The following is a 23,548-nucleotide window of genomic DNA, read 5'->3' as shown; positions in this document are numbered from 1 at the left end:
ATTGTAAAGTTAACTGCGGTAAACTGAGTGATACGTTTATACGTGGACTCATAATCCTTTGGTCGTAGGTTCAAGTCCTACTGGGCCCACCATATATCAAATCAGGCTTGTTCGCAGCGATGCGGCAAGCCTTTTTTTATGGGATTTTGCGTAATTTCCGAATACCTTGGTATATGGCGAACTATATAGAATATTGGTATATTTGTTGGTATAGATTATACCAACACGGAGATATACCAACATGCCATTAACTCATACGATTATCAACAAACTAACCCCAAGCGAAAAATGCACCCCTAGCCGCCCTGACAAGCATAGCGATGGCGATGGCCTTCAACTGTGGGTAAGACATACGGGAAACAAAGTCTGGGTCAGTGCTTACCGCTGGCAAGGTAAACAGCAATCACTCACTTTGGGCAAGTATCCACTAATCACATTACAACAAGCACGCCAGCGTAACCTAGAAATAAAACAGTTAATTAGTGAAGGTATCAACCCGAAGGATAAGAAAAAAGAAAAAATCGCAGAGCAAGACGGTTCGAGGCTTTTTGATACTATTGCACAAGCTTGGTATGCGGATCGCAAGACCTTTTTAGCCTCAAGTACGTTTAGTCGTAACTATTCAGCCTATATGCGTGACGTTAAACCGATTATTGGTCATAAACTAATTGATGATATTACCCCACCTGATATTTTGAAGATTGGTAAGAATGTCGAGGCTCGTGGCGCTAATGAAATGGCGCGACGTATAATGGCAGAGGTTGGACAGATATTTAAACATGCTATTCGCATAGGTATAGCAACGTCAAATCCTGCGGCAGATTTATCAGCGGCAATCAAACCGCATAAGACTAAAAATCACAGCCGTATTACGTCAAAAGAGTTACCAAAACTTTTACAAGATATCAATGACTACACTGGCCATATCCCAGTCAAACTAGGTCTATGGTTCTTATGCTATACCTTTGTACGAACTAATGAGCTTAGATTTATGGAATGGTCAGAAATCGACTGGAAGGATAAAATTTGGCGTATACCTGCAGACAAAATGAAGATGGATAGACCTCACATAGTACCTCTTGCACCACAGGTCATAGATATATTACAGCAAATTAAAGAGCTGAATTTTTCAGAGCAGTATGTATTCTACAACCCTTCAACTCGCAAACCTTACAGCCAAAATGCTTTTATTAACGCTTTATATCAAATGGGCTATAAATATAAAATGACGGGACATGGATTCCGAGGACTGGCGAGCACTACACTTCATGAACAAGGCTATATGCACGAAGCTATTGAATTACAGCTAGCTCATGAACAAGAAAACAAAATTAGTAAGGCTTACAACGGTGCTCAGCATTTAGATTATCGTCGAGATATGATGAATGATTGGGCAGACTACTTGAGTAACTTTTAGGAAAAGAGGAACAATAATGTCCGATCATTCAAAAGATTTTTATACTCTCGATGAAGTTAAAAGTAAATTAGCTGAAACGAAAGACCCTAAGTTTAGTAGTGACCAGACAATAAAAAAGCTTATTGATACTCATATACTGACACCCTATGTTCATTATAACGGTTTTGTTAATCCTGTTAAATCCATCTATGCTGAGAACCGTGAAGATGCTATAAAACAGTTATCAGCTACTATAAATGAAGATATTAGTGATTTGGAGTTAAAGGAACTTTTAGCTCCACAAAAATACGATAGTTCATTAGACATAGACACATTGATATATCAGACCAAAAAGCTACTTGCTACTTTTATGGATAAGTATGATGCGAGTAAAAGTAATGTTGCCTACTATAGTGAAGGTATATTTCGTATCTCTCCTAATAACGTAATACTTAGTCATTTAGGCTTAAAAGTTATTATTGATGATTTTAAACCTATATCTCAGCATGTGAAGTTCATTTCTAATAGTCCTTTTGATTATACTAGTTGTGATTACACAGGCATATTACTAGACCATAAAAATAAATATCAATCACAGGATCTACCACCCACATTGAAAGAGGCTGAGGTTTTAGGCTGGGTATTACATATGCCTGATAGTGAATATCATGAAATGTTAAAACTTGAAAAATTTTGCAGATTGAAATTTTCAAGCCAAGATTTAAATCATCTTCTTCATAGAATTGAAAATATTAATTTAGCTCCTAAATTATCTAAAGACTTGAATGAGGCTAATAGACTTATAAGTCAACAAAATAAAGAAATAAAAAGACTTAAAAAGCAAGTCGAAATTTCTAATAAGCCTAGTGAAAGTACGAAAGACGTAAAAGATAGCGTATACCGTATGGTCTGTATTTTAAAGGATATTGTTTTGAAACTAGACAAAGATGAAAACAAACAAACTTTTAACTTCAAAAATCAAACTGGTCTGGTTGATTATATTGATAACAAAGAAATACCAAAGTTGAGTAGAAGTAATATTGAAAAAATTTTAAGCCAAGCCAATAAAGCACTTTTCGATTGAGGCTCAGAGTGTTGCAACTTGCGATTTGCAAGTCGCAAGTTGCGATGACATCATTCTATACTCTATCTATCATTCTATCCATACCGTGACATCCCGTCACGGCTCACATGGAGATATAGGATGAGTAATCAGAACCCGAATTATTCAGATAAAATTTCTAAAAACCCTCTTTTTTTACCACCTCAAGGTATGTCGCGAGCCCACGATATCCTGCCCCTCTTGCCATTCGGCCGCACTACTCTACATGAATGGAGTCGTGATGGCAGATTTCCTGCTAGTGTGAGGTTATCACCAACCATGGTGGCATGGAAAAACTCTGAAGTTTTAGAATGGCTAGAAAGTCATGGTAATCCTGTTCATAACGTACAGGAGAGTGGCTATGAATAAAACAAAAAATAGAAACGCTCATGTTGGTAGCATGAGCGTTGCCGACCACAATAAATTCACATGCGACTGTCAATTCAATAGTGATCAAGCCAATGATAGCACGAAACTAGAAAGCTTAAGCGATCATAAACTAACGAAAAATGAGCAATGGCCTGATCCTGAAAATTTAGCTAACGACTCTAGCACCCCCACGCCCTATCCTATCAATGCATTCAAAGGCTTATTAAGAAGAGTCATTGAAGCCGTGGCGTATTACGCACAAGTACCACTTGCAATGGCTGGTCAATGCGTCTTAGGTGCACTGGCACACATGGGGCAGCGTTTTATTGATGCACCAATGGGGCATAGTCATATGCCAGCCAGCCTGATATTAATAACTGAAGGCGAAAGCGGTAGCGGTAAAACGCAGGCTATGGGTTTAACTCACTTCAAAATAGACGAGCATGAGCGCGGGCAATATGAACAATATCTAACTAAATTAGATACATGGGAGGCAGACAAAGCAGGCTTAAAGGGTGCTGAGTTAAAAGAGTATCTAAACGACACGCCAAAGCCCACCAACTCCAAGACTGTTTTTGATGATGCAACGATTGAACCTATCTTAGATAAATTTGTCGATGGTGAGATCAGTAACGCATCATGGGCAACCGATGAGGGGACGCAGTTTTTTAACGGTCATACCATGAAAGGCGATACCGCAGGCAGCGCATTAGGCGCAATCACAAAGCTACATAGCAGTGGCAGAGCATCGCGCCAACGCTCGCAAAAGTCCGCCCACGCCACACCGCGCACAGATGCTTATCACGTTCGCATGACACTATTGCTTCAAGGTCAGCGCGTGGTATTAGAGCCAGCATTGACCGACCCACTGATGAACGGGCAAGGTTTTTTAGCGCGGGCGCTTATTGCATGTCCTGATGATCTGCGCGGGCAGCGTGTTTGGAATGATCCACAGCGCCGTAGTGATAACCCTTATGACAATCCCGTCTTAATAGAATACTGGCAACGCTGTCACAGCTTACTTGATACCCTACCCGCCAATGAGCCAACAGACACACAAGGGCAGCCACAGCGCGTTAAGATGAGCTGGCAGGACGTACAGACCGAACAAGTATTTTATGAGCACGCACAGATGATTGAGAACAGACAGGCATGCGGTGGTGACTTACAGTACCTTAAAGCCTACGCCTCACGCATGGCCGAAAATGCAAGCCGCATAGCATCATTGATCGCATTTTTTGAGGGGTGCGATACGATCACCACTGATAACATAAAACGCGCCTTTATGTTGGTTGAATATTCTACAAGCGAGCGCTTGCGCTACCTTGATGCCACGCCTACAGGTGAGCAGAACGACAGTGAGAAGTTAAGTAATTGGCTAGTGGATAAAGCGCGTGATAGAAATTCGCATAAGCTCAATAGAACTTATATCGCTAACAATGCGCCTAACCCCATGCGTAAGAACACTAAGTTATTACAGATTGAGTTAGACAAACTAGAGTCTGCTAAACATATCAGGCAAGATATGGAGGGACGAAGCAAAGTGATATTTATTAATCCAAAGTTATACGATTAATATTAATACTTAAGAAATCTTGCTTAAACTGCTTAAATAGCCCTTAGCCCATACAGCTAGGGGCTTTGTGTTAGGACTACCCAATCTTAAGCTTGCTTAAATTGCTTAAACTCAGCCTAAAACAAGCCAATTTAAGACCAGATTAAGCAGTTTAAGCAACGTTAAGCAAACGCCTACCTTAAGCTAAGCCCTTGCCTATCATATGTTATAGCCAGTTTAAGCAGTTTAAGCAGCTTTTCTTAGGTATAAAACTAAATGGGCAGGCATGACCATCTGCTTTTTTGTGCCAGATGCTTATATACCCATAAAAAGCGCCGTCAGCACAATCGTAACTTGTTATCTATTATCCGAAAGTTTACAATTAATTATTAGCTTTCTAATAATCTAACTTTATGATTGAGATTAACCAAACTGAAGCATTTAGGCGCTGGCTGCATAAGCTCAAAGACCCATTAGGCAAAGTTGGCATCTTGACACGTATCAAACGAGCGCAAGGCGGCAATTTTGGTGACCATAAGCCCCTAGCTAATACAGGTGGTATCTATGAGATGCGAATATTCAAGGGCAACGGTTACCGCGTGTATTATGCCCAAGAGGGCGATACGGTTTACTTGTTACTGTTAGGAGGCAGCAAAGACAGCCAGCAAAGCGATATTGCTAAGGCTTGCACCCTATGGCAACAAGTACAGAACGACACAAAGGAGTACCCTCATGACCGATAGTAAAATCAGCCGCTTTGATGTGGCGGAGTACCTAACCGATGAAACGCTTATCAATGCTTACCTAAATGAAGCACTGAGCGATGGTGCGCCTAGTGACTTTATTGAAGCGCTCAACGATGTGGCACGCGCAAAGGGTATGAATGAGCTGGCACAAAGGACAGGCATAAGACGCGAGAGTCTTTACAAGACCTTGCAGTCCGAAAAGCCGCGCTTTGACACCATGCTAAAGATTATTGATGGTATGGGGCTACAAGTGACCTTGACTCCGAAAAGCCCGGCCTAATTCATATATATAGCTTAATATTTATCAGCTCACATACATAAAAGCATACCTTTTTTTCCTGAGATAAAACAGGTTTTTATTGATTGTTGTTAACGTTAGCCAATACATACAATAAGCAACCCAAATACTTCAAAACCCCTGACGAGCTATAATACTCATCTGTTATAGCCAAATTATTATCAGACCGTTTGCGTTTTTTCTGTACTACCCTAACCTCGTAACCATGGAAATTTTCACGAGCACCAATACGTATTAAACTATCGAGCCCTAGTTCTTTTTTTACATTGCGTACTGCCTGCTCACTATACGCCCTAATCTGCCAATGACTGGCATCAATAAGCTGACAACCTACTGCCATAAATTGCTGTAGCAACTTAAGCTGGCTTTCTTTAACACCAAAATGGATTGATGAAATATTTAAATTTTTCTTATTTGAAAATATATTCATAAATGATTCCAGTCTATCAGAGTCATCAATAGACATTTGATACGCACGATCAAGCGCAGTCACTAAAACTTTTTGGTTCTTATGTCCGGTAGGCGCACCTAAAATCAGTCTATCATCGGTAAATAGCTGGCAAGCATTATCGTAAATTTGTCTAGCATTACTGATAGCAATACCATGCCGAAGTGCGACCTCTGCCAACTGCCCTACTCGTTTATCAACATTTACTGTCTGTAGTTCCTCTAATAGCGCAATTACATCGTATATTTTTGGATGAATAAATATAGACTGTCGCACTTCTTCTGGTTTTGACTGTAGGGCTTGCTGGCAAGCTTCATTGTTCAGTGTATCATTATCAATAAATAGTGGTCTTTTACCAGCAACCTTATTGATCAAATAACCACGCATCTTATCAAGACGAACCTGTTTAGTGCTTGCATCATACGCCATGCCATCTTGTTTATTTATCGTTTGATAACCAATACCTGTCAGCATCTCAAATACAGTTATAGGCATACTAATTTTAGCTTGACTCATCTGCCAACCTGCCAGCAAATGCGCGGTATGAATGTAGTGCTCAAACGTAGTATCTGGCGTTAGATGCCCAGCAAAGCTAGCCAGCCCAAACCACATCCCTTTTTCTTTATTATTAGCAAGCACGGCGCTAACGATAGCGTCACTATGCTCTTTATCATAGTCTGTCATCACCTGAGCCAGTGGCGAGCCGCTCAACACCAATGTCAGCTGACTAAGTGCCGTATGCCGTAAGCTGTGAAAGGTAGAGTCATGGGTAAGCAGTAGTCTATCCCATATTATTTTCATCATATTACTAAAAAATACAGACGGCAGTGGCTGGTCACCCGAGCCTTGTGAGAGTAAATAACGCCGCTTTAACCTTTTTTGTTGATAATAGAATGCGGTGAACAGCTTTAATTCATCATCCTTGAAAAGACTATCTATCGGTATAACCCTTTTGGCACTACTGCTTTTAAGCCTACGATAACGGTTGGGTCTGAGGATAACTTTAGGGTACTCAATGACATAGCCATTGATACTGCTTATATCTGTAATATCATCAACTTTAATACCAACAATCTCATTAATACGCATGCCAGTGCGATAAGCGAATGCCAAAACAATTAGGCATAACTGCTGTTGCTCAACCTCTAACTTCGATGATTGTATGTATCTTTTCATTGCGCGATATACATGTGGTGACACCATTTCGGCTTTAACCACTTGCCGGTTATTGCCCCATGGAAAATACACATAAGGTGCATCGAAACGCGCCCGCTGATAATCATGAAATGCTCGCAGACGACCATAAGTGAATTTTTGGTTATCCTTTAAATGATCTAGCGTAGAAGTATTTCGCTCTGCTTTCTGTTCAACAGAATCGACTAATGTGTTGGCTTCATCTTCTGTATCATCAGTACTCCGGTTAAATTCAGATGATTTATTTAAGATTGAATTTTTCCGACCATCTTTAACCTTACTTTGAATAATTTGCTCATAGATATCCTCAAAGTCATCGCCTTCCCACTGATCAATATCTTCATCCATCGTCAGCATCAGCCAATCGCGACCAATGCAGCCCAAATATTTACTGACCGTATTGAGCCGAATACTATGATCACCCACCAATGACAATGCCCAGCCAAGCAAACGTCGTGCGTTAGGCTGACTAGCATCTACCTTTAATGTTGTGAGAGTAGAAATAGCAGCACTTCTGGTGAGTTTGAGCGCATCTTGCACTTCTTTAATTAAGTTTTTGCTAAAGCTAGGATAGTTGATGGTATTACTCTGATTAGGTGTCTTATCTGATACTTTATAGCTGACATCAAACAACTCAGACCACGTAAGCGGCTCAGAATTTTGATTGATGGGCTCTCGGTTATAATGAATGAGATTATCAGTCGGCAGTCCTGTGGTTTTAATATCACCTTGCTTCACCACGGCAAGCGCGCCATCTATCTGCCGCCAGTGATAGTTGGCATGCTTAATAAGCATGGAGTGCTGCGGACGCTCAATATCTTTATTGGTGAGTTTAAGTCTTTTTGAGATATCATTAATTATGGTATTAAATGGCTCTATTTTTGTTTTACTCAAGTCCTTATCTTTTATGGCGTATAAAAAGCACAGGGTCATATCATCAGGTACGTAGTCGATAAAGCGCTGTAAGTCGTCACTACCATCCAATGCGCAGCCATAGTTGTCATCAGGCACGCTAAGTGGTATTACAGCTACCTGTTCTGCGCGGTTCTCATCAGTCGCTGGCAGACGAATCTGATAAATAAGCCGCTCACCAAACAACCAAACGTAAAGCGCTCTTAACTCCTCAATATCATTGATACCACCATACATAATACTGCAATAAATCAGTCCCTCAACTAAATCGTTCACTGAGAACCGTCGTTTACGTTGCCAGATATCTATCATCATAGCTCTGCTATCTGCTACAGCGCGTCCATTGACAAACCAGTCATAGTTAGTAGTCAGGCGCTCACGAGTTGCCAGTATTGGCACCACAGGCTCATTGAGGTATAGCTGATGGGCTTTATTATAATCACGAATAAATTCTAAAAACCCGCGCCGCGCTAATTGAAAGTTTTGGGCAGTATCAAACTTATTTTCTAATAGCTCATTAATCGCCTCATAATGATGCTGTAGCTCACAAGGCGTCTGCATGGGATTTTGATTAACATAGCCCGCAATCAGAGCTTTAGCTGCGTGTTTGACACTTTTTTTAGTATCATCTCTGTTGAGCTGCCGTAATTTGTGCGCAGTGACATTATCCATATAAGCGAACCTCAATTTGTTTTAAGTGAAGCTCGTCGGCGATTGCATCTAGGTGCGGGCTGAGCTGGTGCAATTGATTAATAGAGCCTGATGACATCGGATGCATGAATTCTTGATCCGGATGCTCATGACCGTAAAGCGCACAAATCAGGTAATCTGGCACGCATTCTGTCAGCATAGACCTCAGTTGATGGCGCAGCCAATTATCCTGATGGCTAAAAAAGTCTTGCAACTGGTAGCGAACGCGGCTTGGCGAGATACCGATAAAGCCTTTTGGATTTTTTTGGTAAATTTGAATAAGCGGTTGCTCTGATTGCAAAATAGCATCGATGGGATAAGGCGTTTTGGGGCAGATAGGGTTATAAATAGCAGCAAATTGCTTGATATAATCAATGTAGTTTTGTATAGCAGCGGCTAAAAACTGACTTAACGGAATGAGCCTGCCGTCAGACTGACCGTGACGCTCTTCTTTATCAGATACCCATAGTAGACGACGTTTAAAATCAAGCTGATTGAGTAATCCTGGCGCATGTTTAACCGGACGAATACCGGTTTGAATCATAATAGTGTGCCACAGCCAAACGCTATAGCTATTAAACTGCGCAATATAGCGCTCGATACTATGATTGAGCCGTTCATTATAGCTCTCAGCGCTCATAGCCAACTGTTCAAAGAACTGCTGGCACGTAGAGGTTTCAAGCACCATATCGCTGCCAACATGGCTTTTATGACCATTCATGGACACGCTGCACTCATCTATCAATGACGCCTTTTTCTCGTCATCACAGTATGCGCTTAGCAGTGCTACTCCTTTTATATAGGTTTGCTCTAGATCAGCAGTTTTGATGCTGGTGTAATACAGCGGCGAGCTGTGCCTTACATCAACACCTGTGAGGATGTCAGCATGTAGCGGTTTACTAAGGCCATTTTTAACCACTACAAACAATCCAGACTCGATATATTGAGCACTCAAAGCTGCTAGGTTGAGCTGATTCTTAACCTCGTTGATAGCTAGTTTGACGTCATCAAGTGAAACAGCGACTTTGTCCTCTAACATGATCTGTAGCGCTTCAGGTAGTGCTCGCTTGAATACGCTACCATAGCTTTGCCTGTGAGCAAGCAAATGGCTTCTGGTATTGGTGGTCACATCAATCGTGATAGCAATACTACTGACTTTACGGGTACGGTCATAAACAAAATACTGACGCTGACTGCGACCGCGCTGCCAATCATCAATTATATTGTCAATACTAAGACCGCTTAACAGTGACAGTAGTAAGACGGCATAACCCGTTCTACTTTCCATTTGTGCACTCATAAAGCGTTGCCATAGCGTCGAAAATAGCATCTGGTAGCCAGTGATACTCAATTGGCGATGGCTGGTTGGGAAGTTAAACTGATTGCGGCTGGCATGTTGATAACTACTTTTAAGCTTCCATTGCTGCAGCTCAGAGGATTTAGCAATTTGTTTGATGGGCTTAAAGTCATTGTCTAGCAATGGTACTTCATCGTCATCGGCAATATTTTCAGCAGTTGCCACGTTAGTTGACTTGCGTGATTGTTTCGTACTAAACAATTTTTTCTGTAATGGTTCGCCATCAATGAGCGTTGTTGTATTGATTACTTTTTGGGACTGTTTCGATTTTCTATAACTCTTATCATAGGTTTTACCGATAAAAGCTTTATTATTGATGACTACCTCATAAGCCAACCTGATTTGACCAACTTTACTGGCAAGATACTGATTAGCAGCTTTACCCGTTGCCTCTTCTTGTTTGACGCTTGCCTCATATTTTCTGATAGAAGATAAGCATGAGGATAGGCCATCGCACTGATCATGAATACCAATTAGCTGGTTAAGGATATTTCGCTGTGGATCAGCAGGTCTTAGAGCCATACGAATACGTACACCGAGCTTATCTATTTTGGCAAAGTGCTTATTACGACGGGCTGCGATCATAAATATCACTTTTAAATAGCCGCTCATAAACCGCCAAGCATCACTACCGCTATCAACCGCACCATACGCTTGATAAAATATAAGCAGCATATATGTAACCGCCCACTCTCCCGTTCTACCTTGCCCGATAATCTGCTGGATCACTTCAGTACAATCGATGCCCCTAAAACTAGCATTAGCACGTGGCGCCGAACACAGTAGATCAATCTCAGCGTCTGGCACCAGACCGATAATATCAATAACCAATGCTTGCATTTGCACATAATGTGGCGAGCCTATAGGAATGAGCTTATTCAATACTCGTTTATCAGTCACATCATCGAACAGTTTAGTATCAGCCATGTCTACCATTCATCCAGTTCATGTTCTTAGGTAGACCTAATAAAGTCTCATCACATGCTACCTTACACTGCTGATATTCATAGCTACTTTGACTGATACCTGCAAAATGACAGTAATTGCTGACGGTTAATCGGTGCACGCCCATCAGCTCACAAATAAGCTGCTTTGGCGCATTTTGATATATGGCTTGAAATAAGGCTGGATGATTCACGCAAGCAAACCTTGATAGATTGAGAACCTCGCACCACGCCAGCCGCTTGATATCATGACGACTTTCAGGCGCAATCAGACAGGGTTGCCGGCGGCTATTTTCGAACCTCATTACCTCATCGATTCGTGCAAAGTTATTAAAAAACTGATAACTGTCTTTATCAAGCATACATAACCGCAATGCTGGTCGGTAATAATCATCTAAGCCTGCCAGCTGTGGGCGGCGCAACGGTAGTCGATACTGTTGCCAAATCATAAAAGCAGTGCTGGCATCAGGATGAACGGTTAGATTTTTTGAGTTCAGTACTAACAGCTTTTGAGTCGAGCGAAGAGTCTTATTTTTCACGATAAACTGCTCTATAAATCATTATTTAATTAATAGTACGTTATAACATAACATTATACAAGTGGATGATTTAATTATATTTATTAAAAAATATATTGGCTGTAAATGAGTGCAAAGTCATTAAAAAAAGCTCTCAAAAATAACAGCGATGCCATTACTTCGTGAGAGCTATGATTGTTTTTTATCAGGTAATAATATCGTTATTTTTAGAGTTTAGAATGAATGTATAGATTCAACTACATTATTTATAAAACCTAATTTTTACTGTCTTCATCAGGTATGTATTTTAATATCTCGCATGGTGTCACCTCTAGTACTTCACACAATTTGCTTAGTGTATCGAACTCTATACGAGTCGTCTCATCGTTATAAATTCTATGAAGTGTTGATTTACTAATGTCTGTCATCCTTACTAGATCGGCAACCCGTAGTCGTCTTTCTGCTAGAAGCACAGGGAGATTACAAGAAATCACAATAAAATCCTTATTGGTAAGTAAAAAATACTTGCCAGTGACTACTTTTCTGCTAGAATAATACTCGTTGGCAATAACTAAGTTTCCGTCAAAAACTATTTTATGCTGACTAACGCTTTATTATGTCATACACCTATCTTGCTGCTCAATAGCTGGCTAATTATGATAGGTGTGACTGTTTCAATAGATATCATTACTATAAAAAGGGAATGCTAATCGTAGGTATCAGGTCATTAAAAAGGAGCACGTTGTGGGCATCAGCATTGAATGGAGCATGACACAAAACGCCTGGGACAAACGGGTCTGTGAAGACTATTGGGCCTATAACCATAAAATGAGTTATGTTGATTATGTCCATCTGCTTTGTCAAAAATATAGCATTAGTGCGCATGTATTATTTGAAACCGTAAGCCAATGCTACGCTTGCTTAGATGATGTGTGCTGTGAATATTGTGGAAGCGCCTGTCCTATTGAAGTACCTGCCGATATTGCTTACATGCGAGCAAAAGAGAGTTGGTTTTGCGCAGTGTGTGAGCATGCTATGTGGCGCGGGGATTCTGTTAGCAAATATAACTAGCTTCAATTGATAGTAGCAGCCAAAGCCATACGTTTACTACGTGTGGCTTTGTTTTTCTTCAGCATAAATTCCATTCAAACGAAAAAATTTAGGCTCATCAGTACTATTTGAACTATAGTATATAAAGGTATCGTCACCAGACAACAACTCTTCAACAGCTTCTGTTACATAAGCCATGGATTCCAGTGGTAAACTTTGCGGACTCTGCATGCCAACAAATATTCCTTTAGTATCATGAGCTTTTGCAAGTAGATCAATTAGCTTGTGTGTGGCTATCTTTATCATATCGAATTCATGCTCGCCTGTAGAGCTCGCTTGAACAAACTGGAATGAACTGCCAACCTCAAACAAGTTTATAACATCTATCACATCTATACCGATAATAGTACTTGCGGACCTTACATCTAGCAGTTCAACAACATCATTTACTTCATTAGGCTGGCATCTAATAATGCCTTCTACAATATCTAAGCGTTCATACTCATTGTTATCTGTCTGTAAGCCTACTAAAATATCAGCCTCTGCCTTCTCTTTTAGCTCTAGTAGTGCCTGCTCATTCCAACCGTCACTGATGATAAAACAGGCAATAACAGCTGATTGAAAACCTTCTGTGTCTGATGGGTATAAGGCTGCACAGGGTACACTTTTTAGTTTAGCTTCATTAAAATGATATTTCATAGTTATACTCGTTTATAATTCATGGTGCTAATGTAGTTAGAAAGCTCTAGAATAAAGTTAGAACGAAAGGCTGTTAGATTTTTAATAATATTCATAAAGCGCTATACCACTTTTTAAACGCTCTAAAATTACTGCTTTTAACTCGTTAGGCTCAATCACCACTGCCAATTGCGACATGCTCACTAACCAATCTTGCAAGCGCTGCGTATTAGTAACCGTTGCGCGCACTTCATTCCAGGTGTCATCGATAACCGTAATCGTTTGAGTAGATGATAACGGCCGCTCATATAAATGCTGGCAGGCATATTTTTGCACCTTTAGAACCAGTTCGATTTTTAAACCATTATTCAATTCCAACTTTCCTAGCTTACGTAGATTCTCAAGAGTAAAAGCATTGCGCTCTACCCAGTCCGGTACCAACTGCTCTGTTACTTCAGCTGCTTCAATACGATTAACTGCGAAATTACGATGTGCCTTCAACAGGACATTATCATCAATATGATCACTCGTTGGATTGAAGCCTGTGAGATAGACCATATTGTCGATAAAGACTAAACCTTTGGGGTAAGTTATCCTAACGTTTGAATGTTCATCCCATTTTTTTCTATAAATGATGTGTAGTTGCTTATTCTCTAACAACGCTTGATGGATGCTAGCCAGCACCCCACTATCAAGCTTTGGTGCTTGTACGATACTCGGCAGGGTAATGAGATGATCTTGCCACTGCCCTAGCCTGCTTTGATTGAAGCTGGTCTTATCTTGACGATCTAACTGGGCAAGCTTTTCACTAATACTTTGCTTAAAAGAGGCCGGCAGATAATTTGCAGTATAGTTGGCCAGCATCTGCCAAAAAAATACCGTTTGCTCATTAATGACATCGATACTAAAGTTTGGCTCAATATAAAACCGTGCCGTTTGCCCGCTGATATTCTGACCCCACACTGGCTCTCTGACCAAGGCCTGACTATAAAAAATATCGTTAAATATTCGATTGAGACTACTCAGATCGTTTTCTAAGTTTTTACGCTCATTTGCGTAGCGGTCAGGACGATCACCATAGATACTCATTAGCTCTGTGAGTGATATTGCTTTGTCTTTACTACGTGGCAAGCGCTGATAAAGCGCAAACAGACGGGCGGATTTGTTATAGCTCGCGATTGAGTGTGTAGGCATGTTGGCTGCTCTATAGGCTATCGAATCTATCAAACTGTCATTTTAAAAGTGAACTATCGTAAAAAATTTAATCAAACCGTACCACAATCGCAGTACCATTGTCATAAGCATTGCCATCTGAGTCATACACTTGATGCCAAAGCATCTGTAGCCAACCCTGCAAATCTGTTTGGCTCTTAATAAGAGCCCATTCACTACTGGGTACTAAATCATGAATACCGTCAGTACAAACAACAAGACTATCACCTGCTTGCACTGTGATTGTCTGTTTTGTACTATTAGGTGGCTCGTTGCTTGGGTCATCGCTATTCACTGCCAATGCAAAGCACTCAGTGATACTATATAAGCTGCCTGCCATACCTGTGCGGTTATACTCATCAAAACTTGCTTGACGATCTTCATCGTGCGCCTTCTCATCTACCAGCTCATTTAATAAGTTATGGTCACGAGTTAAGCACTGCCATCCTTTTGTGTTTTTTCTTAGCAAGTACACACGGCTGTCACCGACATGAGTGATGTCTATATTGATTGATTTATCATCGTTTAGTGTGCCGATGATCATCGCGAGGGTTGCTGCAGCGCCATAGCGTTTTTTTGTGTGCTTGGTTTGGCTCAGTTGCGTATAGATACGATCTGAGGTCATGTTTTGGATGTTTACTTGTTCGTCATTCCATAGCGATCTAATTGCTTTAACAACTGCCTTTGAGCAGTGCTGTGACTGGTTAGAGCTGGCAACGCCGTCTGATACCGCAAGACAAAATGGCGCTTGCACTGATGTTACAGGCATTATTCCTAAATTCTCTTGATACCAGTGATCTAAGAAGAAAAATGCGTCTTGTTGGATGTTATTGCTAGCATTACCTTGAAAGGTAATGGCGCAGGCGTGAGCTATTGTTTCAACAAGAGGTTCATCCTCATCACTTAAAATAGCTGTCATATTCATTCGCTCATTAATTATTATCGTTAAGACAAGTATAGTAGATTACCTACCAATTTACTTTCTAGGTCATGCGATATTTTGAATTGATAGTAATCACGAGTGACTAAAATCTTCTAAAGGTTCACCAATCCAAGCTCAAAGAGGTAAGCGATATTGCTGACAACTCATAAAGGTGATGTTTAATTCTCTCTTACTCATCAGGTGACGATCTTATTCTTTTTTAGGGTATCGGATTATCAGTATTTATAGGATAGAGTGATATGTACCTAGCACGATTTGGTACAAAAAACCTGCTTGGGCTTAACAGTAAATGCTCAGTGGGGTTTTGTCAGTTTTACAAAATTCTTAGGTGGCCTGAATGATATCGGGGTTTGTCTTCAATAAAGTAGTTAATTACATACCTAGCAATCTAAGTGATTAGCAGTATAATATCAGCCACCAAAAAACTTCTAAATTCAATAAAAAGAGCTCATTATGGCACTTAAAAAGACCGAGATATATGCAACCCTTTGGGCAAGCTGTGATGAGCTGCGCGGCGGTATGGATGCCAGCCAATACAAAGACTATGTATTGACCATGCTATTTATGAAGTACGTATCGGACAAGTTTAAAGGCGACCCTTACGGGGATATTTTCGTCCCTGAAGGCGGTAGCTTTGACGATATGGTAATGCTCAAAGGCGATAAAGAGATCGGTGAAAAAGTTGATAAAATCATCGGTAAGCTTGCAGAAGCCAATGGGCTAAAAGGCGTCATCGATGTCGCTGACTTCAATGATGAAGAAAAGCTAGGTAAAGGTAGAGAGCACGTTGATCGCTTATCTAAGCTTATTGGTATATTCGAGGGTTTAGACTTATCAGGCAACCGGGCTGATGGTGATGATCTGCTTGGCGACGCTTATGAATATCTGATGCGCCACTTTGCAACGGAGTCAGGTAAGTCCAAAGGACAGTTCTACACTCCATCTGAGGTGTCACGTATCCTATCTCAAATCATTGGTATTAATGAAGATACACCGCAGGATGCCACTGTTTATGACCCAGCTTGCGGCTCAGGCTCGCTGCTACTCAAAGCCAGTGATGAAGCGCCGCGTGGTCTGACTATCTTTGGTCAAGAGATGGACTCTGCCACAACCGCACTTGCAAAGATGAATATGATCTTGCATGGCGCAGTAGGCGCTGATATTTATAAAGGCAATACCCTCGCCTCGCCGCAATTTGTAGCAGGCAATCAGCTGAAAACCTTTGACTTTGCCGTAGCCAACCCACCCTTTAGTAATAAAAACTGGACCAGTGGTCTAAATGCAGCAGCGGATGAGTTCGACCGTTTTACGTGGGGCATTCCCCCTGAAAAAAACGGCGATTATGCTTTTTTACTACACATCGTTAAGAGCTTAAAAAGCACAGGCATCGGTGCAGTCATCTTACCGCATGGTGTGCTATTCCGAGGCAATGCCGAAGCGCATATTCGCACAAATCTTATCAAACAAGGCTACATCAAGGGCATCATCGGCCTCCCAGCTAACTTATTCTATGGTACAGGTATTCCTGCTTGTATTATCGTTATCGATAAGATGACGGCAGCTGAGCGAGCCACAGGCGCATCTGGGCTACTTATGATAGATGCCAGTCGCGGGTTTATGAAAGATGGCAATAAAAATCGTTTACGCAGTCAAGACATTCACAAAGTCGTTGACGTCTTCAATCATCAAACCGAACTAGCTGGATATAGCCGCATGGTCGGGATGGATGAGATTATCGATAATGACTACAACTTAAATATTCCACGCTATATCGATGCAAGCGTTGATGAAGACCAGCATGACCTTGGCGCTCACTTGCAAGGCGGTATTCCGATTAGCGATATCGATACCTTAGAGCCGTATTGGCAAGTATTTCCAAGCCTGCGAAAGGCGCTATTTGCAGACTTGCGAGAGGGCTATCGTCAGTGCCTCATACCCGCTAATGAAGTCAAAGCCACCGTCCTGGCTCATCCTGAGTTTATCCAGTTTGCCAGCCAAAGCCTGACGCCATTTAGTGATTGGTGGACAGCGTCTAGCCTTACAGATATCGCGCAAGGTGATAAACCCAAGGCCATCATTCAGCGTATCAGTGAAGACTTGCTTCAGCGTTATGCCGATACTGCCCTACTCGATAAATATGACATCTATCAGATTTTGATGGATTATTGGGCAGAGACGATGCAGGACGATGTGTATGCCCTCTCACAAGAAGGCTGGCAAGTGGGTAAGCAGTTGCGTCAGCTTATCGCTGCTAAGGGCGAAAAGCTTAAAGAAACTCCTGATCTGGTTATCAATAAGAATAAGTACAAAGCCGAGCTTATCGCGCCTGCGCTTATCATTAACCGATACTATAGCGATGAGCAAGCGCATATAGACACCCTACAAGCCAAACTCGATACCGTAAGTACGACTTTGACTGAGTTCATTGAGGAGCATAGTGATGAAGAAGGCGTACTCAATAATATAAGCACTAAAAAAGAGGCAAATGAGGCATTAAAAGACTTTTATGTTATGGCTTATAGAGTATTTGCTCCTGATCAATATAAAGATTATGTAAGACTGAATAAAGAGATTGAGACCGCGCAGAGTGAGCTATTGATATTGGCTCAGAATCATGTGATTGATAAAGCCAATAATTATAGTGGGAAGATTGCCCTTAAAAACTTAAAAGCTTATCTAAACACTGACGCCTCAGCAGAAGAGATAAATACCATCAATAGCTATCTCAACAAAGACAAACTGATAAAAGCCGAGCTAAAAAAGGTAAAGGATTTTGAAAAACAAGCCGTCACTGTAATTGATAAAAAAATGCAAGAGGACGATATATCTGACTTTACTGATATTCAAAATATTCAGCAGTTTTTACAACTAACTGATGCGGAAACGGCTGCCAAAAAAGTGCTAAAAGAAGCGCAAGAGGCCCTAGACTTGGCGGTATTTAAAAAGTATCCAACGCTGAGTGATGAGGATATAAAGACCTTACTGGTCACGGATAAATGGCAAGCGACATTGCAATCACGTATTGAGGCGGAGATTGAGCGTATCACCGCCCAGCTTGCTGATCGGGTGACGCAGTTAGAAGCGCGTTATGCTGAGCCATTGCCTAGTCTGCTGGATGAGGTGGATAGACTGAGCCAAAAAGTCACCGCGCACCTGCAAGCGATGGGAGTGGCGTCATGAGTGAGGTAAAAATACCCGAGGGTTACAAACAGACTGAGGTTGGGGTTATTCCAGAGGATTGGGGTTTTGATAAAACTCAGAATCTTTTAAAGATTACAACTGGAAATAAAAATACTCAAGACAAAATTGCCACTGGTAGATATCCTTTTTTTGTTCGTTCACAAACTATAGAACAAATTAATTCATTTTCATTTGATGGTGAAGGTGTATTGACTGCTGGTGATGGGGTTGGTACTGGAAAAATTTATCATTATGTAAATGGAAAATTTGATTTTCATCAAAGAGTTTATTTGATGCATAGCTTTGACAATAGAATAGATGGCTACTATTTTTATCTCTATTTTAGCAATAATTTTTACGACAGAATTATGTCTATGACGGCAAAGTCCTCTGTAGACTCTGTGCGACGTATAATGATTGCAGATATGAATGTAGTGTTACCTCCAAAACAAGAACAAACCGCCATCGCCACTGCCCTATCTGATATCGATGATTTAATCGGGTCACTAGAAAAGCTGATTGTGAAAAAAGAAGCGATCAAAACCGCCACCATGCAGCAGCTACTCACGGGCAAAACTCGCCTGCCTGAGTTTGCTACTCGTGAAGATGGTAGTAAAAAAGGGTTTAAACAGACAGATTTAGGTGAGATTCCAAAGGATTGGGAAGTTGGCACACTGTCTGAACTAAGCTCTTATATAAATGACGGTACACACTATACTCCATCGTATGTTCAAAATGGAGTGCCATTCTATAGTGTTGAAAATGTTACGGCCAACGACTTTGTCAATGTTAAACATATCTCTTTTGAAGAACACAATCGCCTGATAAAGCGTTGTAAACCTGAAAGAGGTGACATATTAATGACTCGTATTGGTTCAATAGGAAAGACTAGAATTATTGACTGGGATGTTAATGCAAGTATTTACGTTAGTCTTGCATTAATAAAACCTAGCGATACTATCAAATCACAATATATGTACGAGTTTTCAAAATCTAATTTATTTCGAAAAGAAGTTGAGAAAAGAGCATTAGTTAATGCTACACCTCAAAAAATAAATATGGCTGAAATAGGACAAGTTCAGATATGCTATCCACAAAGTAAGAAAGAACAAACCGCCATCGCCACTATCCTCTCCGATATGGATGCCGAGATTCAAGCATTGCAGCAGCGCTTAGAGAAAACCCGCGACATCAAGCAAGGCATGATGCAGCAGCTGTTGACTGGCAAAGTGCGTTTGGTAAGTTCTGACAGTCCTAGCACTCACCCATCAGCCGACAACGGTGACTGCTTAGCATGAATACATCAGTGACCTTACAGCATGAGACTATCGTTTCGGTATCAGATTTGCTCAATGAAAGCCGGCTGACCATCCCTGAGTATCAGCGCCCTTATAAATGGACGCAGCGTAATATCGCAAGCCTATTCAACGACATCAAAACCCAAAGCGACAAGCCCGCCTACCGTCTTGGTACTATCGTACTGCATAAGTCTAAAGACAATGCAGGTAACGATGTGCTCAATATCGTTGATGGTCAACAGCGCACCCTAACGCTGATACTCACCGTTATGGCGATTATCAAGAAGTATATTAACTCGCCCAAAGATAAATCAGATGTGAGTAAAATACTAGGTGAGCTAGTACACAGCGTGCCAGCGCTGGCACAAAAGCAAGCGTTCGCAAGCGACATCTCTATCTATAATCTGCATACAAATTTCCAAGAAATTCAGCGTATTGTAAATCGCGGTGAGCTCAGCGTTCATCATATCGATTTTTTGATGCATAAATGCGAAGTTGTCATTTTTATCTTAGAAGATGAATCAGAAGCGTTTCAGTTTTTTGACTCGCAGAACTCGCGCGGTAAAGCGCTATATCCGCATGACTTACTCAAGGCGTTTCATTTGCGTGAGTTTAGCGCCTATGATGAACGCCTTAATCCCAATATCAAAGCGCAAACTGTCGCCCACTGGGAGAGCTTAGCAGATAGTGATTTGCACAGACTATTCGGTCAGCACTTATTCAGGATCAAGCGCTGGATCGATCACAAGCCCGCCCGCAGCTTTAGCAGTCGTCATGTCGATATTTTTAAAGGGGTGTCTTTACACAAGCAAAATTTGCCGCACTATGCCAAATCCATGCTCGTACTTCATCATTTTATAGATGATTATAATGGCAATATGCACCGTCATATTGATGCCCAAGCGATGAGCTATCCCTTTCAGCTAGACCAACAGCTCATTAACGGGCGACGGTTTTTTGAGATGATTGAGCACTACGATACGCTTATCACACACAAGAGAACGATTGATGCAGATCGCACTTCAGATAATAAAAATGACTTGCTGCTTACCACTATCGCTGAGCAGCACTTAGATGAACGTGCTTCTAAGATTATACATTTACTAACGACTTATAATGGAAGAGAGCGACAAGGTGATAAATACGCACGCAATCTATTTGATAACGCGCTGATTTACTATATCGATAAGTTCGGTATGCAAGATTTATCACAGGTTATCGAAACTGTGTTTATTTGGGCTTATAAAATACGTCTAGAGCGTTATGCGGTAAAGCTTGCAACCATGGATAATCGTGCGGTCAATGGTATGTTATTTAAACGCATCAAAGAAGCCACTCTACCAAAACAGGTATGGCTAGCTGGTGTCAGTCCATTAAAAGCAAGTGATATACAGGCATCTAATAAAACACCAGACAACGCCATATACAAAATGTTTAATGACCTCAACTATTTGGCTGATAAATAGAGAAAATACAATAATGACAAATTATCATTTGAGTACAAATAAAGATGTGATATCGCTCACGCCAAAACAAATGCTAGACGGCACAGCGCATTACCTTATTCCTATGTATCAGCGTAATTTTGCTTGGGGCAATGACGAGATTGAACAACTCATCACTGATATTATTGACGCTCAGATTAACTCAAGGACCTTAGACGGTCATAAGAACTATTACCTAGGTACTTTGGTTGTCTTTAAAAGACCAGAGCCATCGTCTAAACATAAAGTGTTTGAAGTTATTGATGGTCAACAGCGCTTTACCACTTTAAGCCTATTGATCATATATCTAAAAAATTACTTTGCAAGTAACGATAACGACTATGACATGTCTTGGTATGAAGCACAGAATATCGAATTCGAAAGCCGCCCAAAATCTACTCAAACTTTAAATTTACTATTAAACGATAACTTAGAGAACTATCAGCACTTTGATCAAGACGGGCTTAACCCTGCTATTATCAATGGCTATAAGTCTATTGAAAAGGTAATGAAAGACAAATTTGATAGTGCTAACCCCAGTGAAAACCAGCACCATAAGATCAGTATTCAAGACTTCTGTCACTATCTATTTACATATGTGCAAATCTCTCGTGTACCTGTACCTGACGAGACAGACTTAAACCATTACTTTGAAGTCATGAATAACCGAGGTGAGCAGTTAGAGAAGCATGAGATTATCAAAGCACGATTATTATCAGTAGTTGAAAAGGCAGATTCGAGCGAAATAGACGTTGCTGACAAACAACCCCTTAAGGCATTAATTCATGATGTTTGGGAAGCTTGCGCCAATATGAATAAGTACGTGCAATATGGCTTTAGCACTACCTTACGTACTGAATTATTTTCAAATAATTTGTCCGTGCTAAAGCCTAAAGACTTTAATGCGCTACTTGATATCTATAAAAATTATGATGAACAAAATAACACTCAAGCCTCTAAGTCACAGCCGCCCTCTTTATACGACATTCTAGCCGACGGCTTTACCAGTCCACCAAACCCCAATGATACTGCTGACAAAGGTGATGATGACGGTATTAGCGAAACCTACTATAGCTTAGTTAACTTCTCAAGTTTTTTGCTACATACGTTAAGAATCATGATTAACATACAGTCATCAAATCAAAAAGACATCGCCCTTGATGACAAACAGCTGCTGACTCAGTTTGAAACCTATATATTAGCGCCTTCTGTTTCAAAAATGAGCCAAAACGTAGTAACTGAAGATAAGATAACACCTTTATCTCAAGTCAAGACCTTTATATATGCCTTGCTTAAAAGTAAGTTTATCTTTGATCACTTCATAATCAAACGCAATATGCAGGACAACAAAGGGCAATGGACACTTAATAAACTAACCAAAGGTGAAGACAAAAAAAATAGCTATTATAAAAACAGCTTTGAAAATGACAACAATGATTTAGTGATGCTACAAAGCGCCTTTCACGTTTCAACCCCTACCACAAACTATAAGCACTGGCTCAATGCGGTTTTATATTATGCTTATCAGCATTATCAATATAATGACATCGGACTTGATAGCACAGCTTATCTGAGTCATATAGAGGCAATAGCCCGCGCCTTTATGCTGAGGCGTTATTTAACAGATGAGCCTGACGACTATCATCACATTATTTATCAAACCCCAGACTTTAATCAAATCTCGTTCACAAATACTGACGCTAGTCTCACACCCAATCATTTACGTACACAAATTAAGCAGTACCTTAGATATAACAATATTCGCAATATTTTTGTGTTTAACTATCTAGACTATCTGCTTTGGAAAGATGAGGAACGTCCTGAATTTACCTTTACTGCTCGAAGCTCAATTGAACACTTTTATCCCCAAAACAAGCGAGATGATAAGCTTTTTATAAATGATAAAAATGTAGAGGATACGCTGCTTCATTCTTTTGGCAATTTATGTTTGATTAGCCATAGTCTTAACTCTCGGGTTAGTAATGACATGCCTGATGTGAAGGTAAAATACTTTCTTGAAAGCAAACAAATTGATAGCCTGAAACTATCTAGAATGATTAAGTGTATTAGTGGTCAAGAAGCCACGTGGGATAAAACAATGATCGCGCAGCATGAAGAACAAATGCTAGAAATCATGATGAAAGGTCTTAACCTAATGTCAGAGGGCGCTTAAA

18 protein-coding genes are annotated in these 23,548 nt (G+C 40.7%); 11 read left to right on the top strand and 7 right to left on the bottom strand.

The features are described 5' to 3' along the window. Positions 1 to 241 precede the first annotated feature (241 nt). From ACTXGK_RS21200 to ACTXGK_RS21175, 6 genes are all read left to right on the top strand, one after another. Positions 242 to 1,417, top strand: a complete 1,176-nt coding sequence (locus ACTXGK_RS21200; protein WP_443517140.1) for a tyrosine-type recombinase/integrase — start codon at positions 242 to 244, stop codon at positions 1,415 to 1,417. A 16-nt stretch (positions 1,418 to 1,433) separates the two neighbouring features. Beyond that, complete coding sequence (locus tag ACTXGK_RS21195; RefSeq protein ID WP_443517142.1) at positions 1,434 to 2,480, top strand: hypothetical protein; 1,047 nt, start codon at positions 1,434 to 1,436, stop codon at positions 2,478 to 2,480. A gap of 120 nt (positions 2,481 to 2,600) precedes the next feature. Continuing rightward, positions 2,601 to 2,867: a helix-turn-helix transcriptional regulator gene (locus ACTXGK_RS21190; protein ID WP_238038950.1), complete on the top strand. Its 267-nt coding sequence runs from the start codon at positions 2,601 to 2,603 to the stop codon at positions 2,865 to 2,867. Then, on the top strand, positions 2,860 to 4,443 hold the full coding sequence (locus ACTXGK_RS21185; RefSeq protein ID WP_443517144.1) for a DUF3987 domain-containing protein: 1,584 nt from the start codon (positions 2,860 to 2,862) through the stop codon (positions 4,441 to 4,443). Before ACTXGK_RS21190 ends, ACTXGK_RS21185 begins: the two co-directional genes overlap by 8 nt. A 392-nt stretch (positions 4,444 to 4,835) precedes the next feature. Next, positions 4,836 to 5,165, top strand: a complete 330-nt coding sequence (locus ACTXGK_RS21180; protein WP_238038948.1) for a type II toxin-antitoxin system RelE/ParE family toxin — start codon at positions 4,836 to 4,838, stop codon at positions 5,163 to 5,165. Next, positions 5,155 to 5,448 (top strand): addiction module antidote protein, encoded by a 294-nt coding sequence (locus ACTXGK_RS21175; protein WP_238038947.1) that lies wholly within the window; start codon positions 5,155 to 5,157, stop codon positions 5,446 to 5,448. Before ACTXGK_RS21180 ends, ACTXGK_RS21175 begins: the two co-directional genes overlap by 11 nt. 76 nt (positions 5,449 to 5,524) lie before the next feature. Here the strand turns inward: ACTXGK_RS21175 and ACTXGK_RS21170 are convergent, their stop codons facing one another. The 4 genes from ACTXGK_RS21170 to ACTXGK_RS21155 form a co-directional block, all read right to left on the bottom strand. Then, complete coding sequence (locus ACTXGK_RS21170) at positions 5,525 to 8,692, bottom strand: tyrosine-type recombinase/integrase (RefSeq protein WP_443517145.1); 3,168 nt, start codon at positions 8,690 to 8,692, stop codon at positions 5,525 to 5,527. Then, entirely contained in the window at positions 8,685 to 10,994 is a 2,310-nt protein-coding gene (locus tag ACTXGK_RS21165; RefSeq protein ID WP_443517147.1) for a hypothetical protein, read from the bottom strand. The genes ACTXGK_RS21170 and ACTXGK_RS21165 overlap by 8 nt, the downstream gene beginning before the upstream one ends. Further along, a complete protein-coding gene (locus ACTXGK_RS21160) occupies positions 10,987 to 11,550 on the bottom strand; it encodes a hypothetical protein (protein ID WP_443517149.1) in 564 nt (187 codons plus the stop codon). The genes ACTXGK_RS21165 and ACTXGK_RS21160 overlap by 8 nt, the downstream gene beginning before the upstream one ends. 254 nt (positions 11,551 to 11,804) lie before the next feature. Next, positions 11,805 to 12,002, bottom strand: coding sequence for a helix-turn-helix domain-containing protein (locus ACTXGK_RS21155; protein ID WP_313781172.1), 198 nt, complete (start codon positions 12,000 to 12,002; stop codon positions 11,805 to 11,807). A 271-nt stretch (positions 12,003 to 12,273) separates the two neighbouring features. Here ACTXGK_RS21155 and ACTXGK_RS21150 point away from each other — a divergent pair, with 271 nt between their 5' ends. Beyond that, positions 12,274 to 12,600: a hypothetical protein gene (locus ACTXGK_RS21150; protein WP_443517151.1), complete on the top strand. Its 327-nt coding sequence runs from the start codon at positions 12,274 to 12,276 to the stop codon at positions 12,598 to 12,600. 36 nt (positions 12,601 to 12,636) lie between these two features. Here the strand turns inward: ACTXGK_RS21150 and ACTXGK_RS21145 are convergent, their stop codons facing one another. The 3 genes from ACTXGK_RS21145 to ACTXGK_RS21135 form a co-directional block, all read right to left on the bottom strand. Next, entirely contained in the window at positions 12,637 to 13,278 is a 642-nt protein-coding gene (locus ACTXGK_RS21145) for a hypothetical protein (RefSeq protein ID WP_339605609.1), read from the bottom strand. Between the two features lie 81 nt (positions 13,279 to 13,359). Beyond that, positions 13,360 to 14,451, bottom strand: a complete 1,092-nt coding sequence (locus tag ACTXGK_RS21140) for a helix-turn-helix transcriptional regulator (protein ID WP_443517152.1) — start codon at positions 14,449 to 14,451, stop codon at positions 13,360 to 13,362. A 67-nt stretch (positions 14,452 to 14,518) separates the two neighbouring features. Further along, on the bottom strand, positions 14,519 to 15,388 hold the full coding sequence (locus ACTXGK_RS21135) for a PP2C family protein-serine/threonine phosphatase (protein WP_443517153.1): 870 nt from the start codon (positions 15,386 to 15,388) through the stop codon (positions 14,519 to 14,521). A gap of 477 nt (positions 15,389 to 15,865) precedes the next feature. On the opposite strand from ACTXGK_RS21135, the gene ACTXGK_RS21130 reads away from it, so the two are divergent. Genes ACTXGK_RS21130 through ACTXGK_RS21115 form a run of 4 tightly spaced genes read left to right on the top strand, consistent with a single transcriptional unit; the run spans position 15,866 to position 23,547 of the window. Beyond that, the gene (locus ACTXGK_RS21130; RefSeq protein WP_443517155.1) at positions 15,866 to 18,592 is read left to right on the top strand and encodes a type I restriction-modification system subunit M; all 2,727 of its coding nucleotides are present in this window, start codon (positions 15,866 to 15,868) and stop codon (positions 18,590 to 18,592) included. Further along, on the top strand, positions 18,589 to 19,890 hold the full coding sequence (locus ACTXGK_RS21125) for a restriction endonuclease subunit S (protein WP_443517157.1): 1,302 nt from the start codon (positions 18,589 to 18,591) through the stop codon (positions 19,888 to 19,890). Before ACTXGK_RS21130 ends, ACTXGK_RS21125 begins: the two co-directional genes overlap by 4 nt. Beyond that, entirely contained in the window at positions 19,887 to 21,356 is a 1,470-nt protein-coding gene (locus ACTXGK_RS21120; protein ID WP_443517158.1) for a DUF262 domain-containing protein, read from the top strand. Before ACTXGK_RS21125 ends, ACTXGK_RS21120 begins: the two co-directional genes overlap by 4 nt. A gap of 28 nt (positions 21,357 to 21,384) precedes the next feature. Next, positions 21,385 to 23,547, top strand: a complete 2,163-nt coding sequence (locus tag ACTXGK_RS21115) for a DUF262 domain-containing protein (RefSeq protein WP_443517160.1) — start codon at positions 21,385 to 21,387, stop codon at positions 23,545 to 23,547. Position 23,548 lies beyond the last annotated feature (1 nt).

Source organism: Psychrobacter sp. T6-5 (genome assembly GCF_052258485.2).
Taxonomy (GTDB): Bacteria; Pseudomonadota; Gammaproteobacteria; order Pseudomonadales; family Moraxellaceae; genus Psychrobacter.
This window is presented reverse-complemented; position numbering and strand designations above follow the sequence as displayed.